Consider the following 18,589-nt stretch of genomic DNA (forward strand, 5'->3'; position numbering starts at 1 on the left):
AACTTTGCACACTTCCTACAATTCTACATAAAAAGACATCATCTTTCAATATGATTCGCAAATCCTACAAAAAAAACCCACATGCCAAAAATAGGCAAATGGGTCTGCATCTTAATAATCTAATTCTTGATATAGAGGGAAACGAGCTGTCAGATCAGATACACGCTTTTTCGCCTCTTCTAATTTCGCTTCATCTTCATGATGTTTCAGAGCAAGCGCAATAATGGAACCGACTTCTTTCATCGCTTCTTGATCGAAGCCACGGCTTGTCACTGCTGCTGTACCTACACGTACACCACTTGTAACAAATGGTTTCTCTGGATCATATGGAATTGCATTTTTGTTCACCGTGATACCAATTTCATCAAGAACGTTTTCTGCAATTTTTCCTGTAATGCCAAGAGAGCGCAAGTCGATGAGAACAAGATGGTTATCTGTTCCACCAGATACAAGCTGAATATCCTCAGATAAAAGTGTTTCAGCTAGTTGTTTTGCGTTATCAATCACGTTTTGTGCATATGTTTTGAAATCTCCGTTCAATACTTCACCGAAAGAAACAGCTTTTGCAGAGATCACATGCATGAGTGGTCCACCTTGAATACCAGGGAAGATCGATTTGTCGATCTTTTTACCAAACTCTTCACGGCATAGAATCATTCCGCCGCGAGGTCCGCGCAATGTTTTGTGAGTTGTCGTTGTCACAAAATCAGCGTAAGGAACTGGATTTGGATGAAGACCTGCTGCAACAAGACCCGCGATGTGAGCCATGTCCACCATAAAGTAAGCACCGACTTCATCGGCAATTTCACGGAACTTTTTGAAATCAATTTGACGTGGGTAAGCACTTGCCCCCGCTACGATTAGTTTCGGCTTATGCTCACGTGCTTTTTCAAGTACATCTTGGTAGTCGATATGTTGTGTTTCTTTATCTACACCGTATTCTACAAAGTTGTACTGTACGCCGCTAAAGTTTACAGGGCTTCCATGTGTTAAATGCCCGCCATGTGATAAGTTCATGCCTAGCACTGTATCGCCATGCTCAAGGATTGTAAAGTATACGGCCATATTCGCTTGAGCTCCTGAGTGAGGCTGTACGTTCACATACTCAGCGCCAAAAATTTCTTTTGCGCGGTCACGTGCGATATCTTCTACAACGTCTACATGTTCACAGCCGCCATAGTAGCGTTTACCAGGGTAACCTTCTGCATATTTGTTTGTTAAGACAGAGCCCTGTGCTTCCATGACTGCTTCGCTTACGAAGTTTTCTGATGCAATTAATTCGATTTTGTCCTGCTGGCGTTTCCGCTCTAGTTGAATTGCTTTGAATACTTGTGCGTCTTGCTCAGGTAAATGTTTCATCAGCGAAATCCTCTCCAATCTATTTCCATTCGATGTTTTCACCATCTCATTGTACACGGTTTTTGAGTAAAATGTAAAAGTTTTTTTTGGAAAATCGACTTCTTTTTTATGAAAACCCGAATATTCAAGGGGTGGAGCGTCTTCATCATTCAACATTATATTAGAAATATATCCGAACTATGATCTTGTATAAACGGCTCGTTCTCCGCCAATCAGCTTTGGACGAGTTTTTGCAAACGTCACATGTGCTTGTCCTAATTGATGACGACTGAGACGGACCGGTACGGCTACCCGCTTTAAGTGCATGCCGATTAATGTATCACCGATATCAATCCCTGCATGCGCTGAAATGGATTCAACCAGCACAGGGTGTTCCATTTGCTGATACGCATGCGCCGCCATAGAACCACCCGCCTTACGGACAGGTACTGCCGCTACAATTTCTAAGTTAAGCCGGTACGCCACCTCTTCTTCCACAACGAGGGCACGATTCAAATGCTCGCAGCATTGGAAGGCCAATTCAATTCCTGTCTCGCGTCTCAGTTGATCGAGCTCTTGATAAATAGCTTCAGCAATTTGCTCACTTCCCGCTGTCCCAATGTGCTCGCCAGCCACTTCTGATGTACTGCAGCCAATCACTAAAATGTGGCCGGCTCGCAGTTCAACTGTTTGATGAAACTCTTTTAACATTTCAAGCCAATCTTGACCAATGTTCATGTTAAGCGCTCCTTACAGGTGCTTTTCTTCGTAATCAGCGATTTTACCAATCCGCACAGCATGACGTCCTGCAGTAAAATCTGTTGTCAGCCAAATGTGAGCAATCTCTCTTGCCAATCCTGGTCCAATGACTCGTTCTCCCATCGCAAGAACATTTGTATCGTTATGTTCTCTCGTCGCCTTTGCACTGAATGTATCATGCGCCAGTGCACAGCGGATGCCTTTCACTTTGTTTGCTGAAATGCTCATACCGATACCTGTCCCGCAAATCAAAATGCCTCGATCGACTTCCCCGTTTGCCACCATATTGGCTACAGGAAAAGCATAGTCAGGGTAGTCTACAGAACCTGATCCACATTCACAACCCATATCAATGTATTCAATCTTTAATTCATCCATTAGTTGTTTGATTTCTTCACGAATATTCGTTCCGCCGTGATCGGATGCAATGGCTACTTTCATCGGGCAATTCCTCCTAAGGGTGAGTTAATCTGTCATGTCTTACATTCATTCTTTATTTACAGTTATATTTTAACCTCTGCCTAGTCATTTGCAAACAAAAGCAGAAAAACCGTTTACGCAACGGTTTTACAGGTTGTCCATTTATGAGGATTTGTGATCCTGTTTAAGCTTTTTAGCAAGTTGATACAATAGCGTTTCTAGTTCATCTCGTGTCTCCTGATAAATGGAGAGACTCCCTCCAAATGGATCCGACACGTCACCTTCTGATCCTGTCGCAAATTCTTTTAGAGTGAAGACCTTGTCTTTCACATGAGCATATTGCTCCACAATCAACTGCTTATGCTGAATGGTCATGGTGAAGACATAATCTGCTTCATGAAGAAGTTCTTCTGTTAGTTTAGACGATGAGTGATTCAGTGGAATGCTTTTCTCAAATAATGCTTCGACTGCTTGAGGAGAAGCCTTCCCTGCATCAGAGGCGAAGATGCCCGCTGATTTTACAGTGACCTGTAAGCCTTTTTCATCTGCAATGGAGGAAAAAAGGGCTTGAGCCATCGGACTTCTGCAAGTATTTCCCGTACAAACAAATAAGATATTCATCTTTCGACCTCCTTTTCTTCTATTATATAGCATTTCATTCTACATGTTATGTAAGGAGACTGGCTAGAGCGGAAATAATAATTTGATTCCAAAGGCTAGTAAAATCAATCCGCCAAGCGCCCCGCTGTATGAACCTACCCATGACCGCACCTGTTTACCGAGTAATAACCCAAGCCATGTGAGCATCATACTAAAAAAGCCAAACAATAAAATGGTCATCAACACCCGAGAACCGTAAATCCCCAAGCTTAAGCCAACGGAAAAACTATCTAAACTCACACTTGTTGCAAAAAGAACGAGACCGGCCCCAACAGGTGCGATAAATGGCTTATCTTCTTTTCGGATAGAAGCGATGATCATTTGCAGACCCAGCACCAAAAGCAGCGCCCCGCCTATATAGGTTGCTAGGAGCCCAAGCCAGCCAGATAAAAGCTGACCTGTTAGCATGCCAAAAAGAGGCATAAACATATGAAATATCCCAATGACAAGTCCAATATAAAGGATCTGGCGGAATCTCAGCTGAATCATCCCCATGCCGAGTCCAACCGAAAAGGCATCCATTCCAAGTGCAAAAGCCATGATACTGAGTGTCAGCAATTCGCCAGCTAGTTCATTCATGTAAATCCCCCTTGGACACGCATTCTCCTTTAACCTATGTTTGTCCAAGAGAGGTTAGAACTATTTGAATGAAGAGAGAGTGCGCCCTCCTGCCGCTTTTTGCAGACGGTTCATGATCGCAGAACCAACTCCCTGCTCTGAGAAGGCTTCTGAAATGATCAAGTCTACATCCGTTTCATCAAATTGTCTCAGCACACGATATAAGTTTGCCGCAACCGTTTCAGGCTTTTCTCTCCATCCACAGCTAAAGATAACATCTGCCGCAAACCATTCCTTCTTTTCTTCTGTTGTCAGCACACCTACTTTTAACCCTTCAGCTCGGTACTTCTGAATGTGCAGCTGCATGTCTTCATCACTTCCATGAAATATATACATTTGTGCTTCAGGTGCATAATGTGTGTATTTCATTCCCGGCGATACTGGCGCCTCATCCTTTTTCGTCAGCCCTGGATCCATGTTGACCGTTCCTACGACCTCTTCTAACGCTTCTTTTGTAATACCCCCCGGCCTTAAGATCACTGGAATCTCGTCTATACAGGATACAACCGTTGACTCCACGCCAATACCTGTTGAACCACCATCGACAATGCCAGCAATTTTCCCATCAAGATCACTCGCGACATGATCCGCAAGTGTCGGCGACGGTTTTCCCGAACGGTTGGCACTAGGCGCGGCAATTGGCAAACCAGCTGCTCGGATGAGTTCAAGCGCAACAGGATGATCAGGCATTCTTACGCCTACTGTTGTTAAACCTGCCGTCACCTGCTTTGATAATGTGCCCGGCTTACAAGGTAGAACAATGGTGAGAGCGCCTGGCCAAAAGGCATCCATCAGCGCTGTTACTTTTTCATTTTCTATTTGCGCAAATTCATGAAGCTGTTGAACATCCGCAATGTGAACAATCAACGGATTATCACTTGGGCGTCCTTTCGCTTCATAAATTTTCTTCACAGCCTCTGTCTCTTTTGCATTTGCCCCTAGTCCATAAACCGTTTCTGTCGGAAAAGCGACCACTTCATTCTGCCGCAACAACAGAGCTGCTTGTTCAATTTGTGGATAGTATGTGGATAAATCCTTTTTTAAATCCACAGACCACCTTTTTGTATTTAACATCATACAAACTCCTTTTAAAAAAGATAAAACTGTTGATATATCTCAATTATCCTTTTGAAAGTATAAAAGATGATGCTAAATAAAACAAGCGTTGTCCACAATTTGTGGATAACGCTTGTTTTACAGTGGATAAGTATGTGAATAAGTCCGGTGTTATGTGATTAACTCGCTGTTTTTTGCAGCACAACCGCCTGCTCTTTTCCCAACGACTCTTTTGCATGCTCAGATACCCACACACTTTCTGGGATTTCCTCTATAGGCGTAAAGCCCATCAGCGCTAAAAAATCATGCGAAGAGGAGTGATTGGCTACAACATAAAAGGTGTCCACACCTTGCTTTCCCCCTAGCGTTTGAACACTTTGGAACAGAGAAACGATATGCCCCTGACCAAGTTTATCTGATATCACAAGTGATCTTAGCAATCCTTCTTGTTCATTTAGTCGTTCAAGACCTAAACAGCCTGCAAGCTCACCGTCTGCATCTTCCATGACCACAAATGACGTACGCTCTGCAATCGTCACCCCGCCTTTTGCTTGGCCTTTTTCAAGAAAAGCATTAATGGCCGGGGCATCTTCTTCTGTCGCTATTCTTAATTGATAATACATGCTTTCACCTCTTTTTGTTCTCTTACTTCAACTCTATGAGGCAAAAACAGATTTAGACCTTTTTTAAGAGAAAAGACTAGAGACCCATTCGAACAGAAAGAATTTCACTTCACCCGTCTCTTCTTCTTTTACCACTTCATTGACAGATTCATTTGATGGCTCTGCGGCTACCTGCTCTTTATCATCTCCTTCTGGTGAGGCGATCGCTTCTCCGTTTGAAAAATCGATAAAGCAGAGCGGTGGGAATAACACACACCACCAATTGGCTCCGTCTCCTTCCCCTAACGTAATCAAAATGGCTTCATATTTCCCAGCAGGATAAACAAAGTTGCCATATAGCTTTGTTGGAAATGAGGCTTTTTGAAAGCTGACCGATACGGATTGATCAATGTGTTGTTCCTTTAATTTTGCTTTGGCAATACGATTGATGTCTGGAAGCTTTGAACGAATCACACGTCTAGCTTCTTCAATGGATGTGAGGTCTTTCACCCACTCCGTTATATTGGCATTGACCTCATCTCGAATACTTCGTTTCACATCTTGATCTGCCGACTGGTCACTGTTGGCTAAAATGCGTAAACGAATGGCTTCATCTGGAATCACAACAGGCTGATTAGCAGAAGCAGCAGCCGTCTCCTCTTTTCCAAGGTTTGCAAAAGCACCACATAATAATAGAAACATATAAAGACAAATCATCATTTTACTTTTGAACATAATGTGTTCCCCCCACTTTTTCTCTTCGCTACAAACATTGTGTCCAGGAAACGCATCTCGTAAACAGCAAAAATGATTTTTTTAATAGATTATGAGTAAAAAACAACTACATGAGGTGAGCGAATCAATGTTTTTTCTGCATGCAAAAAAGCCATTCAACAACTTATGAACGGCTTTTTAGTGAGGATTGGTAATCGGAAGGGTACAGTCTTCCATCCCAATCTCGGCTGATTTTTAATCCCGAATCTGTTTTGATAACTGTCATTGCACCTTTTTTCTCAATTTCCTTTTTGACCTTTCCTTTATGGTCAATAAATTGAATGATCATTTCATAGTCAAATTCAATCCTGTCATCGCTTTCATCTGAAGGTGTAAACGTAATTTTTTTCAGTTTAATTTGACAATCTTGATCTTTTGCTGCTTCTAATACACTTGGAAACATGCTGTCTTGTGTATATTCTTGATATTCATGCTCGGTTAAATAATCCTTCAACTTCTCCTTCATGTCAGATAGGTCATCCGTCCGATTCACTGTGTATTGTGCTTTTTTATAGTTTTCCCCAAATGCTGCTGCTTCTTTTTTAAAGCTCGGTTTACCACAAGCACTCACAATCAATAGTACACTGACGATGACCAACACCATCGCATACCTTCTGTTCACACCATTCGCTCCTTCAAAACAAATTTATGTAAAAAATCATGATCAGAATGTTCATTCTTCTATATATACGTTTCCCTTTTACCATAAGTTTCATCTTTACATAATAAAATAGTCCGACTTTATTCAGCCGGACTTCCGTTTTGAATGTGTGCGCAAACCGCTCGATCCTTTCCATTGATGTCCTTGATGATATGAACATCAGCTGAAGGGAACGCCTGCAAAAGAAGCGCTTTTACATCTTGTGCTTGTGTATGTCCTATTTCAAAGACAACCACTGCTTGCTGATGAAGTACTTTGTGGAGATCACAGGCGATACGCTCATAAAACCACAGGCCATCACGCCCATCTGTCAGCGCATTGACAGGTTCATGCTTTGTGACAACCTCTGATAAACCATCCATTTCTTCTGCCGCAATATAAGGCGGATTGGAAATAAACACATCAACTTTGATGCCTTGAGCCATAATCGGTTCAAGTAAATCCCCTTGGACAAAATGAACGTCTGCACCAAGCGCTTCTTGATTTCGCTTTGCTACTTCAAGTGCTTCATGTGAAATATCCGTCGCTGTCACAGTGAGAGATTCTTTTTCAAGAGCTAACGTAATCGCAATTGCACCGCTACCTGTTCCTACATCAACAGCTTTGAGCGGCTGATCATGAGGAAAAACACGATTCATCATATTCAATGCCGCCAGCACCACTTCCTCCGTTTCAGGACGAGGAATCAGAACGTGTTTGTTTACCTCAAAAGGACGCCCATAAAAAAATTCAACACCCGTTAAATGCTGCACAGGCACTCCACGCTTGTGCTGTGCGACGAACTCGCTGAATTGTGAATCTTGCTCCTCTGGCAGTGGATCATGAAAACGGGCAAGAAGTTCACTTCTGCTCCATCCAAGCACATGCATCAACATTAACTCTGCTGCGTTTTGGTCTCTGCCCGCTTCCGTTAACAAAGAAGAAGCCCATTTAAGGGCTTCAAAGATCGTTCGCTCTTTATTTTGCATTTTGAAGTTTTCTTGCTTGGTCTTCCATAATTAATGCATCAATGACCTCGTCAAGTTTTCCTTCTAAAATTTGATCAAGCTTTTGAATCGTCAATCCGATACGGTGGTCCGTCACGCGGTTTTGCGGGAAATTGTACGTACGGATACGCTCTGAACGATCCCCTGTTCCAACAGCAGATTTACGGGTTTGATCATATTCAGCTTGTGCTTCACGCTGGAATTTATCATAAATTCTCGCACGCAAAACTTTCATCGCTTTTTCTTTGTTTTTGATTTGTGATTTCTCATCCTGACAGGAAACCACTACACCTGTTGGAAGGTGAGTCAAACGAACAGCAGACATTGTGGTATTAACACTTTGTCCCCCTGGTCCGCTTGATGCGAATGTATCCACACGAATATCTTTTTCGTGGATATCAATTTCAACTTCCTCAGCTTCTGGTAATACAGCAACTGTCGCTGTTGATGTATGAATACGGCCGCCTGACTCAGTTTCAGGAACACGCTGCACGCGGTGTGCACCGTTTTCAAACTTTAGTTTAGAATATGCACCTTTACCGCTAATCATAAAGATGATCTCCTTATAACCGCCAGTTCCAGTGACACTCGCTTCCATGACTTCCGTTTTCCAGCCTTGCATTTCAGCATAACGGCTGTACATACGGTACAGGTTTCCTGCAAACAGCGCAGCCTCTTCTCCGCCCGCTGCACCACGAACCTCCACAATAACGTTTTTATCGTCATTCGGATCTTTCGGGATGAGCAAGATTTTCAGCTCGTCTTCTAAACGTTCTGTTTCCTCTGTGAGCTCTGAAATTTCTTCTTTGACCATGTCGCGCATATCGGCATCGAGCTTATCTTCCAGCATGGCTTTCGCATCACTTAGCTGATCATATGCCGCACGATATTGTCTATATACCTCAACAGTTTCTTGAATATCAGATTGTTCCTTCGAATATTCACGAAGCTTCTTAGGGTCGTTCACCACTTCAGGGTCACTTAAATATTCATTTAGCTTTTCATAGCGTTCTTCAATTGATTTTAAACGGTCTAACATGGTCTTCACCTCTGTTTTGTGCGTAACAGTCTAATTATAGTATAGCGGGGTATGACAGTCAAAAAAATTTCCAAAACAATTGATTTTCTGCAATTTTTCACTAGAAAACACGATCTTTGGCGATTGGTTACTTGTTTTGTCTAACGTGAAGGAACGGATGCTCACGAAAGAGAATGGTACTTGTAATTGAAAAAAGGGAGGGCATTTGGTTTGAATACAAATGAGGTTGCAAAGGAAATTGGTGTATCTTCAAAAACCATTCAGCGCTGGGTCAAACAGCTCAACATCCCTGTCGCCCGGAATGAACTTGGACATTACGAATTTCATGATGACATTGTCCAGCTGCTCAAAGAGGTCCAACACCAAATGAACGAAGGTGTGATTCTCCATGACATTAGACTGCCGATCCATGAAGAAACCGCCCAGCAATTATCACCTGCTGTAGAAACTTCTGACTCATCAAAACGGATAGAAGCCTTAGAAGAACAAGTGAAACAGCTCCTTCAAGAGCAATCACATGTCAGTCATATTGAAGCCCGTTTCCAAGAATTAGAACGGAAACTCGCTAAGAAAGCAGATGAAGGCGTTTCCTACCAGCTCCTCCAGCACAGAAGAGAAATTGAAGAATTAACTGCAAAATTAGAACGCCTCACAGCCGCATTGACAAAACCAAAACCATTAAAAGAAGAAGAAAAGGAAAAGGCACACCCCGAAATGAAAAAAAAGCGTGTGCTCTTCCCTCTGTTTCATTCATTTCGCTAAGAAAGGCTGCCTATAAGGCAGCCTTTCTACTATATTATACGGTAAGTGCAATAATGATCGGTAGTGTAATGAGTGACATGATCGCACTGATCACAAATGCGGATGCTGTTTCTGCTTCCTGTTTCTCAAATCGAGTGGCGATCATAGCCGCAACAGCTGAACCTGGGAAGGCAACAAGCAATACAGCTTTTGTAATTTCATCAGCCGAAAGTCCCATAAGAATGGCGATAAAATACATAAGTAACGGTTGTACAGCTACTTTGAGCAATGCGATACTGAAAGCTGGTAAGCTCAGTTTAATTTTGCGGATACCGACTGTGACACCGACTGCAAAGAGCGCAACCCCTGATGTCACACTTCCAATTTCCTCTAGCATTTCATGTCCGATTTCAGGAAGTTTAAATCCTAAAAGAACAAGAATGATACTTGCTAACGGTGCAAGCGCAAGCGGCTCAGATAAACCGTGCAAAATCGCTTTCGTCGTCATTTTTAGGAAACTTTCGCCGTCTTTGGCTTTTCCTTTTGTTTTTTCACCGACAGTTGACACAATAATAGCAATTGGATCAAGCAATGCATTTACAACTATTCCGGTAATAGCAATCGGAATTGCAACTTCTTGAGCCCCAAATAAACTGCCCAAGACCGGAATCCCCATAAATGCAAAGGTCGGTTGTGCTGAGTTTAATGAGAAAACAGATGAATCTGTTAAATCATATTTAAAAGCAAATTTCGTAACTAAAAGGATAATGATATAAAAGCCTACGATTCCGAGAATCAATGCAACGAAAAATGGAATTTGACTATAGAATTTATCTTTTGGTGTTGACAGAATGCTGGCGATAAAGTGCGCTGGCAAAGCATACTTTGTAACAAGTGTACTTACACCTTTTGCAGATTTAGCGTCATAGCTGCCGAAGTTCCCTGCGAACCAACCCAGCGCGATAACGAAAAAAATCGGTGCTAGGAGGATCAAAATATTTAAAAAGTCCATCTTACTATTCCTCCTTGAATCCTTTACATGTTTCTTATTTTATAGCGGCATTGCTTACATTACCCGAAACAATGCCGCGTTACACATTTTATTATGCTCTTACAATTTTTTTATATTCAGGAATCCACATAGCATCTTTCACAGCTTGTTCGATGTTGTCAGGTGTTCTTCTTGCGACACCATCTTCAATTGCTGCTTTTGCTACTTCAACAGCTACCTTGATTGATACTTCTTGCAATTTATCAATGCTTGGAAGCAGTCCAGCTCCTGGTTTTTCATGATCAACCATTTCAGCGATCGCATTTGCAGAAGCAACGAACATGCCTTTTGTGATAATTTTTGATTCCGTTACGATTGAACCAAGACCAAGTCCAGGGAAAACGAACGCATTGTTTGATTGTCCGATTTCATGTTCAATTCCGTTATACTCGACATTTTCGAATGGGCTTCCAGTTGCAACAAGCGCACGACCGTCTGTCCATTTGAATAGATCTTCCGGTACTGCTTCAGCAAGTGGTGTTGGGTTAGACATCGGCATGATCACTGGACGCTCTGTGTGAGCTGCGATTTCTTTAATAATTTCTTCAGTGAATGCGCCGCCTTGACCTGATGTACCAATAAGAATGGTTGGCTTCACCTTGCGAACAGCTTCAGCAAATGAGATTTGTCCTTTTTCATCACGAGCCCAGCCTTCTACTTCATCAGAAGAACGAAGGTATGGTTTTTGGAAATCAAGCACTTCATCTTCAAACTGATCTGTTAGCAATCCTCTGTAGTCTAACGTCCAGAATGCATTGTTTGCTTCTTCTTCACTTAGACCTTCAAGAACCATTGTGTCACGCATTTGATCGGCGATTCCGATTCCAGCTGATCCAGCTCCGAAAATCATCACACGGTGATCTTTCAATTGAGTACCAGTTTTCTTGACAGCTGCAAGAACACCCGCTAAAGTAATGGCACCAGTACCTTGGATATCATCATTAAATGTTAAGATGTTGTCGTTGTACTTTTTCATGATGTTACGCGCATTTTTATTTCCAAGGTCTTCCCAGTGAAGCAATGCTTTCGGGAAGAATTTAAGTGCTGCTTTGACATACGCATCAATGAACTCTTCGTATTTTTCACCTTGTACACGTTTGTGGTGGTTCCCGATGTACAATGGATCATTTAATAGTTTTTCATTGTTAGTTCCAACATCTAATACAACTGGAATCACGCGGCTTGGATCAATCCCAGCTGCAGCCGTGTAAACAGCTAATTTACCAATTGCGATGTTGATACCACCAACACCCCAGTCACCAATTCCAAGAATACTCTCAGAGTCAGTTGCTACGATGAGGTCGATGTCGCCTGCTGTTGCATGTAAGTTTTCAAATGCTTTCTCAATACCGTCAATGTTGTCGATTGAAAGGTAGACACCATGAGGTCTTCTGTATTCATGGCTGTATTCTTGAATCGCTTCACCAACAGTTGGTGTGTAAACAACAGGAAGCATTTCACGAAGCTTGTCCGTTAGAAGCTTATAGAATAATACTTCGTTACGGTTTTGCAAATCACTTAAGTATACGTTTTGACGAAGACGATCTGGCTGAGCTAGAAATTGCTTGTATGCTCTCTCTGCTTGCTGTTCTAAAGTCAGAACAGTTGGAGGAAGTAATCCTTCTAGTCCAAGCTCTTGTCTTTCTTCTTCAGAGAAAGCAACGCCTTTGTTCAACGTTGGAATCGATAATACATCTTTACCTGTCAAAGTGGTTTCGAGGTACCCTTCTTTTGTTTTCTTCACGTTGTTCATCAAAAACTACCCTCTTTCTAAAATATAAATAAAGTGAACTATTAATACAAAGAACGATCAAGGAGAAAAATCCTTAATCAAAAAAATTATGACAAGAAATCGAACTTTTCGTTTAAATGCTTTACACTACAGTTAGTCATTTTATGCCTGCTTATACCAAAACGCAAGCGTTGAAAATTAGATAATTTTTTCGTAGCGTTATTTAATTTATTTAAGTACAAATGATGGGTGTTCAGCCAAAAACTCGAAAAACGAAACACAGCGGCATTTGCTATTTTTTTAATTGTCAAGTGTTGTACCAACATCTAGTTTTGGTACTTCATGGTGATGTCTGCATCGTGCTTCGTATGATTCCTGCGCACCTACTAAAATAATGGGATCATCATAGGATGCGGGTTTACCGTCGATCAAGCGTTGTGTTCTACTCGCTGGGGAGCCGCATACCGAACAAACTGCTTGAAGTTTTGTTACAAGCTCTGCACATGCCATTAAATGCGGAACAACACCAAATGGCTCTCCTCTGAAGTCTTGATCAAGGCCTGCAACAATGACTCGGTAGCCTTTATCAGCCAACTGAGTGACAATATCAATGATTGTCTCATCAAAAAATTGCACCTCATCAATGCCAATGACATCGGTTCGTTCTGATATGTGCGTTATTATGTCTTTTGGTGAGGTTACTGCAATCCCATCGACGGATGAACCGTTATGTGACACAACTGAGCTTGTGCTATACCGGTTATCAATCGCTGGTTTGAATATTTTTACTTCTTGTTTGGCAAAGGTGGCTCTTTTGGCTCTCCGAATCAATTCTTCCGACTTTCCAGAAAACATACTTCCGCAGATGACTTCAAGCCAACCGCTTTGTTTCATCACATACATAAGGTCTTCTCCCCCGTTTTAAAGTTCCATCAATCCACGTAAAAAAACAGGCAAGAACGGATTCCTGCCTGTTTATTGTATCTATTATTACTTAAGACCGTATTTTTTGTTAAAGCGGTCAACACGTCCATCAGCAGAAGCGAATTTTTGACGGCCTGTATAGAAAGGATGGCACTCAGAGCAAATCTCGATGCGTACCTCTTCTTTTACTGATCCAGTTTCAAACTCATTTCCACAAGCGCATTTGACTGTAGCTTTTTTGTAGTTAGGATGAATTCCTGTTTTCATCTACTGTCATCTCCTTCCGCCCTGAATCCAATTCGGAAACAGAGTTAATATCTCAGAATAAATTCTGAAACGCACATGATAAAATTATAACAGTGTGAGTCTATGATTGCAAATGTATTTTTTCAGGAAGCTATCTTCTTGATGCAGACATATTTGCTTGTTTCCACTCTTGCGTTAAAATATCGAAAAATTCTTGGTTTGTCTTTGTTTTTCTCATTTTGCGCATGAATTTCTCAGCGAAATCAGGTGTATCTGACATTGATTTTCTCATCGCCCATAGACGATCAAGATGTTCTTTAGGCACAAGCAGTTCTTCTTTTCTTGTACCGGAACGACGAATGTCGATGGCTGGGAAAATTCTTCTTTCTGCAAGAGAACGATCTAAATGGAGCTCCATGTTTCCTGTTCCTTTAAACTCTTCATAAATCACATCATCCATACGTGATCCCGTATCAACAAGTGCAGTAGCTAAAATGGTCAAGCTCCCACCTTCTTCGATGTTACGCGCAGCACCAAAGAAGCGTTTTGGACGGTGGAAAGCCGCTGGATCAATACCGCCGGAAAGCGTTCGGCCGCTTGGCGGGATGACAAGGTTGTATGCACGAGCAAGCCTTGTGATGCTGTCCATTAAGATGATGACATCTTTTTTATGTTCAACTAGACGCATCGCACGCTCTAATACAAGCTCTGCTACTTTAATGTGGTTTTCCGGTACTTCGTCAAAGGTTGAACTAACAACATCCCCTGCAACAGAACGTTCGATATCTGTTACTTCCTCTGGACGTTCGTCAATAAGAAGAACAATCAGTTCTGCCTCTGGATGATTTTCAGAGATGCTGTTGGCAATTTCTTTGAGCAAAATGGTTTTCCCAGCCTTAGGCGGTGCAACAATTAAACCACGTTGCCCAAACCCAACTGGCGCCATCATATCCATAATTCTAGTAGACAGGTGATTAGGCTGTGTTTCAAGAATCATTTGACGATCAGGGAATAGCGGCGTGAGTGCAGGAAAGTGAACACGTTCCTTAGCTGATTCTGGGTCGTCCCCATTTACCGCTTCGACATGAAGGAGGCCATAGTAGCGTTCATTCTCTTTTGGAGGTCGTACCTTTCCAGACACCTTATCACCATTTCTTAAATCAAAGCGTCTGATTTGTGAAGCTGAAATATAAATGTCTTCAGAACTTGGGGAGTAGTTAATTGGTCTTAAGAAACCAAATCCCTCTGACTGAATAATTTCTAGAACCCCTTCCATAAATAAGAGATCCTCTTGCTCAGCATTCGCCTTTAAGATGGCAAAAATTAATTCTTTTTTTGTTAGTTTGCTGTAATAAGAGATTTTGTACTTTTTTGCTAACTCATACAGCTCTTTTAATTTCATATTTTCCAAAGATGAAATCGAAACATCTTTCAATATGGACACCACACTTTTCTAGTCAATGTATTTCATTACAAATGCATGACCATTGTATTTGATTAGCTTTTAATTCCGTTTTTGTTGGAATGACCTCGCTCTCATGGTAACGCTCCCACTCGTTTTATCGTAAAGATAGGAACAATGTGAAATTGAGCTTTGTCAACATAGAGAAGGATAATGAGTATATCGTCATGATGCGGCAGTATTTAAACTTGTTGAAGCTTAAAAGAAGTAAATTCGCAGAAAATTTCGCAGCACTCTTTAGTTTTACCTCATTTGCAGGGAATATTCAACTTTAAAAAGAAAATGATATATATTTGACACCTATATGAAAAGCGGGTAAAGAATACCCGCTTTCAGATTACGGACGAATGACAAGATTCGGTTTTTTCTTTAAACTGTGTCTGCCATCGACGAATCGAACAGTACCTGATTTCGCACGCATGACAACACTATGTGTTGTTCCAACAGAGCCTTTAAATTGAACACCTTTTAATAACTCGCCATCAGTTACACCTGTCGCTGCAAAAATGGCGTCATCGCCTTTCACGAGGTCTTCCATTCTGAGGACTTTTCCAACATCCAGTCCCATTTTCTCACAGCGTCTCAGCTCTTCTTCACTTTGTGGAAGAAGCTTACCGTGGATTTCTCCACCAAGTGCTTTTAACGCAACAGCAGAAAGGACACCTTCAGGCGCTCCACCTGAACCAAATAGAATATCAACACCTGTGTGATCAAATGCTGTATTAATGGCTCCTGCAACGTCACCATCATCGATCAGCTTGATTCTTGCTCCAGCTTCTCTCAGCTCAGCAATGATCTTTCCATGTCGCTCTCTGTTTAAAATTGTCGCAACAACATCTTCAATATCTTTGTTTTTCGCTTTTGCAACAGCACGAAGATTGTCAATGACAGGCGCTTCAATGTCGATGCAGCCTACCGCTTCTGGACCTACTGCGATCTTATCCATGTACATATCAGGTGCATTCAGCAAATTGCCATGATCTGCAACAGCGATAACAGCTAAAGCATTCCAGCCGCCGCTTGCCACAATATTTGTTCCTTCCAATGGATCAACAGCGACATCCACGCGAGGTCCATATCCGTTTCCAAGCTTTTCCCCAATATAAAGCATTGGCGCTTCGTCCATTTCTCCCTCGCCGATGACCACAGTTCCCTTCATCGGAATCGTATCAAATACATCACGCATGGCACTTGTTGCAGCATCATCCGCTTCGTCTTTTAAACCTCTACCCATCCAACGAGCAGATTTTAATGCAGCTGCTTCTGTCACCCGTACTAGTTCCATCGATAAACTTCTTTCCATTTTTGTCCAAATCTCCTCTCACAGTCAAAGCCTTATGAATTTTGAAGTTCTTCTATTTCTTGGTCATTCAGCTTTTCACGCCAGATGGTTGCACCCAAGCCTTCAAGCTTCTCCTCAAGCATACTATATCCTCTGTCTATATGTTCAAGCCCTGTGATTTCAGTCACACCGTCTGCCATTAACCCTGCAACAACGAGACAAGCACCTGCTCGCAGATCACTTGCTTTGACCTTTGCACCTTGAAGCTGCGTTTGACCTGTAATAATAGCAGATCTTCCTTCCACCTTCATGTTAGCACCCATTCGACGCAATTCGTCAATGTGTTTAAAGCGGGCAGAGTAAATGGTATCTGTCACGACACTCGTGCCTTTCGCCTTTGTTAACAAAGCCGTCATCGGCTGTTGAAGATCGGTCGGAAAGCCCGGATACACAAGGGTTTTGATATCGACAGGCTTGAGTCCTTCATTTCTGCCAACGATCAGCATTTGATCGTTGCTTGTTTCAATTGTGAATCCCATCTCTCTAAGTTTCGCCGTAATTGATTCTAAATGAGTTGGGATCACATTATCAAGCACAACTTCATCCCCCATCGCTGCACCTGCAATTAAAAATGTACCTGCTTCTATGCGGTCAGGGATGATGGAATGCCTGCAACCATGAAGAGATTCCACACCTTCGATCCGAATCACATCCGTCCCCGCACCTTTGATTTTAGCTCCCATGCTTGCAAGCAGTGTCGCTACATCAATAATTTCGGGTTCTTTTGCGGCATTTTCAATCACTGTTTTCCCTTCAGCCAGCACGGCTGCCAGCATGATGTTGATGGTCGCACCTACACTGACAACATCAAGATAAATACGGGCTCCGACTAATTTTTCAGCGCGCAAATAAATCGCACCCTGTTCGTTTGTCACCTCGGCTCCAAGTGCTTCAAAGCCTTTGATATGCTGATCGATCGGTCTAGGTCCTAAGTGACATCCCCCTGGCAATCCAATGACAGCCTGCTTGAATCTACCGAGCATAGCACCCATTAAATAATAGGATGCCCGTAGTTTCTTCACTTTCCCATTAGGAAGCGGCATACTGATCATGGAGGCAGGATTGACAACCATCTCACCTTTTTCAAACGTGACCTTTCCGCCAATCTCTTCTAACAGATCTCGTAATGTGTCAATATCTGAAATATGCGGAAGGCCTTCAATGGTTACTGGAGAATCAGCGAGAATCGTGGCAGGAATCAGTGCCACAGCACTATTTTTCGCACCACTAATATGTACGGTCCCGCGCAAGGGGTCACCGCCGGCAATGTTTAACTTTTCCATATTTGTCTCCCTTCTTAAAGAAGATCACTGTTGGAGTTATACTGTTTGTGGATGTCGCGCTTTAAAAGGTCTTGTCCAAAATTTAGCCAATATCAAGAGAAAGAATACAGGTTAAACGAAATTTGTCGGAAGAAAAATAATCGAAGCTTTGCGAGGCTGTGATGTTCTCTTCTTTGCACAAAACATTTCTTAGCGTATTTAAGGAAAACTGCGGCAAACGGATGCGTATCCGTCTGCCACAATCACTTATTTATTCCAGTCTGCTAAAAATTGCTCAATGCCTGCATCCGTTAATGGGTGTTTTGTCAGCTGCTTGATGACTTTCAGCGGCATTGTGCCGATATGAGCACCTCTAAGCGCAGCTTCTGTCACATGCTGCGGGTGACGAATGGATGCAGCAATGATTTGTGTATCTAATCCATGAACATCAAAAATGGTTTTCACTTCACTAATGAGATCAAGACCATTTTGGCCAATGTCATCTAAGCGGCCGAGGAATGGAGAGACATACGTCGCACCAGCTCTAGCTGCAAGAAGTGCCTGGTTTGCACTAAAAATCAACGTGACGTTTGTTTTAATCCCAAGGTCTGTTAACGCTTTGACCGCTTTAAGACCGTCTGTTGTCATTGGGATTTTCACTGTAATATTTGGTGCAATAGCAGCAAGCTCTTTTCCTTCTTCGATCATTTCTTCTGCTTTGAGGGAAATGACTTCCGCACTAACTGAACCTGATACCACGTCAGTGATTTCACGAAGGCGATCGTGGAACGATACGTCCTTTTCTTTCGCTACTAAACTAGGGTTTGTTGTCACGCCTGCTAAAATGCCAAGCTCGTGTGCCTCTTTGATGTCTGCGATATTCGCTGTGTCTACGAAAAATAACATAACTGTGCCA

20 protein-coding genes are annotated in these 18,589 nt (G+C 42.3%); 1 reads left to right on the plus strand and 19 read right to left on the minus strand.

What is annotated here, in order from left to right; translation table 11 throughout:
* Positions 1-111: 111 nt before the first annotated feature.
* The 11 genes from glyA to prfA all read right to left on the minus strand — a co-directional run bounded on the left by glyA (position 112) and on the right by prfA (position 8,913).
* Positions 112-1,359, minus strand: a complete 1,248-nt coding sequence (gene glyA / locus NSQ70_RS16915; protein ID WP_024718755.1) for a serine hydroxymethyltransferase — start codon at positions 1,357-1,359, stop codon at positions 112-114.
* Between the two features lie 177 nt (positions 1,360-1,536).
* Positions 1,537-2,076: a TIGR01440 family protein gene (locus NSQ70_RS16920; protein ID WP_135009591.1), complete on the minus strand. Its 540-nt coding sequence runs from the start codon at positions 2,074-2,076 to the stop codon at positions 1,537-1,539.
* 12 nt (positions 2,077-2,088) lie between these two features.
* Positions 2,089-2,538, minus strand: a complete 450-nt coding sequence (gene rpiB / locus NSQ70_RS16925; protein ID WP_025208132.1) for a ribose 5-phosphate isomerase B — start codon at positions 2,536-2,538, stop codon at positions 2,089-2,091.
* Between the two features lie 141 nt (positions 2,539-2,679).
* On the minus strand, positions 2,680-3,138 hold the full coding sequence (locus tag NSQ70_RS16930) for a low molecular weight protein arginine phosphatase (RefSeq protein WP_017360042.1): 459 nt from the start codon (positions 3,136-3,138) through the stop codon (positions 2,680-2,682).
* A 63-nt stretch (positions 3,139-3,201) separates the two neighbouring features.
* Positions 3,202-3,756 carry a manganese efflux pump MntP family protein gene (locus NSQ70_RS16935; RefSeq protein ID WP_025208133.1) on the minus strand — a complete coding sequence of 185 codons (555 nt, stop codon included), beginning with the start codon at positions 3,754-3,756 and terminating at the stop codon, positions 3,202-3,204.
* 60 nt (positions 3,757-3,816) lie between these two features.
* Positions 3,817-4,869 (minus strand): L-threonylcarbamoyladenylate synthase, encoded by a 1,053-nt coding sequence (locus NSQ70_RS16940; RefSeq protein ID WP_081105462.1) that lies wholly within the window; start codon positions 4,867-4,869, stop codon positions 3,817-3,819.
* Between the two features lie 161 nt (positions 4,870-5,030).
* Complete coding sequence (locus tag NSQ70_RS16945; protein WP_136944606.1) at positions 5,031-5,474, minus strand: general stress acyl- n-acyltransferase; 444 nt, start codon at positions 5,472-5,474, stop codon at positions 5,031-5,033.
* A 63-nt stretch (positions 5,475-5,537) separates the two neighbouring features.
* Positions 5,538-6,188, minus strand: a complete 651-nt coding sequence (gene spoIIR / locus NSQ70_RS16950) for a stage II sporulation protein R (protein WP_017360045.1) — start codon at positions 6,186-6,188, stop codon at positions 5,538-5,540.
* Between the two features lie 163 nt (positions 6,189-6,351).
* Positions 6,352-6,831 carry a hypothetical protein gene (locus tag NSQ70_RS16955; RefSeq protein ID WP_017360046.1) on the minus strand — a complete coding sequence of 160 codons (480 nt, stop codon included), beginning with the start codon at positions 6,829-6,831 and terminating at the stop codon, positions 6,352-6,354.
* Between the two features lie 137 nt (positions 6,832-6,968).
* Positions 6,969-7,856 carry a peptide chain release factor N(5)-glutamine methyltransferase gene (gene prmC / locus NSQ70_RS16960; protein ID WP_342462059.1) on the minus strand — a complete coding sequence of 296 codons (888 nt, stop codon included), beginning with the start codon at positions 7,854-7,856 and terminating at the stop codon, positions 6,969-6,971.
* On the minus strand, positions 7,846-8,913 hold the full coding sequence (prfA, locus tag NSQ70_RS16965; protein ID WP_008343422.1) for a peptide chain release factor 1: 1,068 nt from the start codon (positions 8,911-8,913) through the stop codon (positions 7,846-7,848). The genes prmC and prfA overlap by 11 nt, the downstream gene beginning before the upstream one ends.
* Before the next feature lie 210 nt (positions 8,914-9,123).
* Here prfA and racA point away from each other — a divergent pair, with 210 nt between their 5' ends.
* Positions 9,124-9,675 (plus strand): chromosome-anchoring protein RacA, encoded by a 552-nt coding sequence (gene racA, locus NSQ70_RS16970; RefSeq protein ID WP_342502289.1) that lies wholly within the window; start codon positions 9,124-9,126, stop codon positions 9,673-9,675.
* Positions 9,676-9,709: 34 nt separating this feature from the next.
* On the opposite strand, the gene NSQ70_RS16975 is transcribed toward racA, so the two are convergent.
* From NSQ70_RS16975 to fsa, 8 genes are all read right to left on the minus strand, one after another.
* Positions 9,710-10,666 (minus strand): AEC family transporter, encoded by a 957-nt coding sequence (locus NSQ70_RS16975; protein WP_007497662.1) that lies wholly within the window; start codon positions 10,664-10,666, stop codon positions 9,710-9,712.
* A gap of 91 nt (positions 10,667-10,757) precedes the next feature.
* Positions 10,758-12,458, minus strand: a complete 1,701-nt coding sequence (gene malS / locus NSQ70_RS16980) for an oxaloacetate-decarboxylating malate dehydrogenase (protein ID WP_342502290.1) — start codon at positions 12,456-12,458, stop codon at positions 10,758-10,760.
* A gap of 279 nt (positions 12,459-12,737) precedes the next feature.
* The gene (locus NSQ70_RS16985; protein ID WP_007497666.1) at positions 12,738-13,340 is read right to left on the minus strand and encodes a thymidine kinase; all 603 of its coding nucleotides are present in this window, start codon (positions 13,338-13,340) and stop codon (positions 12,738-12,740) included.
* 87 nt (positions 13,341-13,427) lie between these two features.
* Positions 13,428-13,628 carry a 50S ribosomal protein L31 gene (gene rpmE, locus NSQ70_RS16990; RefSeq protein WP_003215407.1) on the minus strand — a complete coding sequence of 67 codons (201 nt, stop codon included), beginning with the start codon at positions 13,626-13,628 and terminating at the stop codon, positions 13,428-13,430.
* Positions 13,629-13,758: 130 nt separating this feature from the next.
* On the minus strand, positions 13,759-15,042 hold the full coding sequence (gene rho / locus NSQ70_RS16995; protein WP_007497667.1) for a transcription termination factor Rho: 1,284 nt from the start codon (positions 15,040-15,042) through the stop codon (positions 13,759-13,761).
* Between the two features lie 364 nt (positions 15,043-15,406).
* Positions 15,407-16,372: a class II fructose-bisphosphatase gene (gene glpX / locus NSQ70_RS17000; RefSeq protein WP_212359682.1), complete on the minus strand. Its 966-nt coding sequence runs from the start codon at positions 16,370-16,372 to the stop codon at positions 15,407-15,409.
* A 32-nt stretch (positions 16,373-16,404) separates the two neighbouring features.
* Complete coding sequence (locus tag NSQ70_RS17005) at positions 16,405-17,694, minus strand: UDP-N-acetylglucosamine 1-carboxyvinyltransferase (protein ID WP_007497673.1); 1,290 nt, start codon at positions 17,692-17,694, stop codon at positions 16,405-16,407.
* Positions 17,695-17,940: 246 nt separating this feature from the next.
* Entirely contained in the window at positions 17,941-18,579 is a 639-nt protein-coding gene (gene fsa / locus NSQ70_RS17010; RefSeq protein WP_003215343.1) for a fructose-6-phosphate aldolase, read from the minus strand.
* Positions 18,580-18,589: the final 10 nt, after the last annotated feature.

It is taken from the genome of Bacillus sp. FSL R5-0397 (genome assembly GCF_038593395.1).
Classification (GTDB): Bacteria; Bacillota; Bacilli; order Bacillales; family Bacillaceae; genus Bacillus; species Bacillus altitudinis.

What these genes read in the sequence shown, in the direction of transcription:
- rpiB (WP_025208132.1), bottom strand. Translation starts at nt 2,538, where the DNA reads ATGAAAGTAGCCATTGCATCCGATCACGGCGGAACGAATATTCGTGAA.
- NSQ70_RS16945 (WP_136944606.1), bottom strand. Translation starts at nt 5,474, where the DNA reads ATGTATTATCAATTAAGAATAGCGACAGAAGAAGATGCCCCGGCCATT.
- NSQ70_RS16975 (WP_007497662.1), bottom strand. Translation starts at nt 10,666, where the DNA reads ATGGACTTTTTAAATATTTTGATCCTCCTAGCACCGATTTTTTTCGTT.
- NSQ70_RS16930 (WP_017360042.1), bottom strand. Translation starts at nt 3,138, where the DNA reads ATGAATATCTTATTTGTTTGTACGGGAAATACTTGCAGAAGTCCGATG.
- prfA (WP_008343422.1), bottom strand. Translation starts at nt 8,913, where the DNA reads ATGTTAGACCGTTTAAAATCAATTGAAGAACGCTATGAAAAGCTAAAT.
- malS (WP_342502290.1), bottom strand. Translation starts at nt 12,458, where the DNA reads ATGAACAACGTGAAGAAAACAAAAGAAGGGTACCTCGAAACCACTTTG.
- NSQ70_RS16985 (WP_007497666.1), bottom strand. Translation starts at nt 13,340, where the DNA reads ATGTATGTGATGAAACAAAGCGGTTGGCTTGAAGTCATCTGCGGAAGT.
- spoIIR (WP_017360045.1), bottom strand. Translation starts at nt 6,188, where the DNA reads ATGTTCAAAAGTAAAATGATGATTTGTCTTTATATGTTTCTATTATTA.
- rpmE (WP_003215407.1), bottom strand. Translation starts at nt 13,628, where the DNA reads ATGAAAACAGGAATTCATCCTAACTACAAAAAAGCTACAGTCAAATGC.
- NSQ70_RS16955 (WP_017360046.1), bottom strand. Translation starts at nt 6,831, where the DNA reads ATGGTGTTGGTCATCGTCAGTGTACTATTGATTGTGAGTGCTTGTGGT.
- glyA (WP_024718755.1), bottom strand. Translation starts at nt 1,359, where the DNA reads ATGAAACATTTACCTGAGCAAGACGCACAAGTATTCAAAGCAATTCAA.
- NSQ70_RS16940 (WP_081105462.1), bottom strand. Translation starts at nt 4,869, where the DNA reads ATGTTAAATACAAAAAGGTGGTCTGTGGATTTAAAAAAGGATTTATCC.
- NSQ70_RS16935 (WP_025208133.1), bottom strand. Translation starts at nt 3,756, where the DNA reads ATGAATGAACTAGCTGGCGAATTGCTGACACTCAGTATCATGGCTTTT.
- fsa (WP_003215343.1), bottom strand. Translation starts at nt 18,579, where the DNA reads ATGTTATTTTTCGTAGACACAGCGAATATCGCAGACATCAAAGAGGCA.
- NSQ70_RS16920 (WP_135009591.1), bottom strand. Translation starts at nt 2,076, where the DNA reads ATGAACATTGGTCAAGATTGGCTTGAAATGTTAAAAGAGTTTCATCAA.
- NSQ70_RS17005 (WP_007497673.1), bottom strand. Translation starts at nt 17,694, where the DNA reads ATGGAAAAGTTAAACATTGCCGGCGGTGACCCCTTGCGCGGGACCGTA.
- prmC (WP_342462059.1), bottom strand. Translation starts at nt 7,856, where the DNA reads ATGCAAAATAAAGAGCGAACGATCTTTGAAGCCCTTAAATGGGCTTCT.
- glpX (WP_212359682.1), bottom strand. Translation starts at nt 16,372, where the DNA reads ATGGAAAGAAGTTTATCGATGGAACTAGTACGGGTGACAGAAGCAGCT.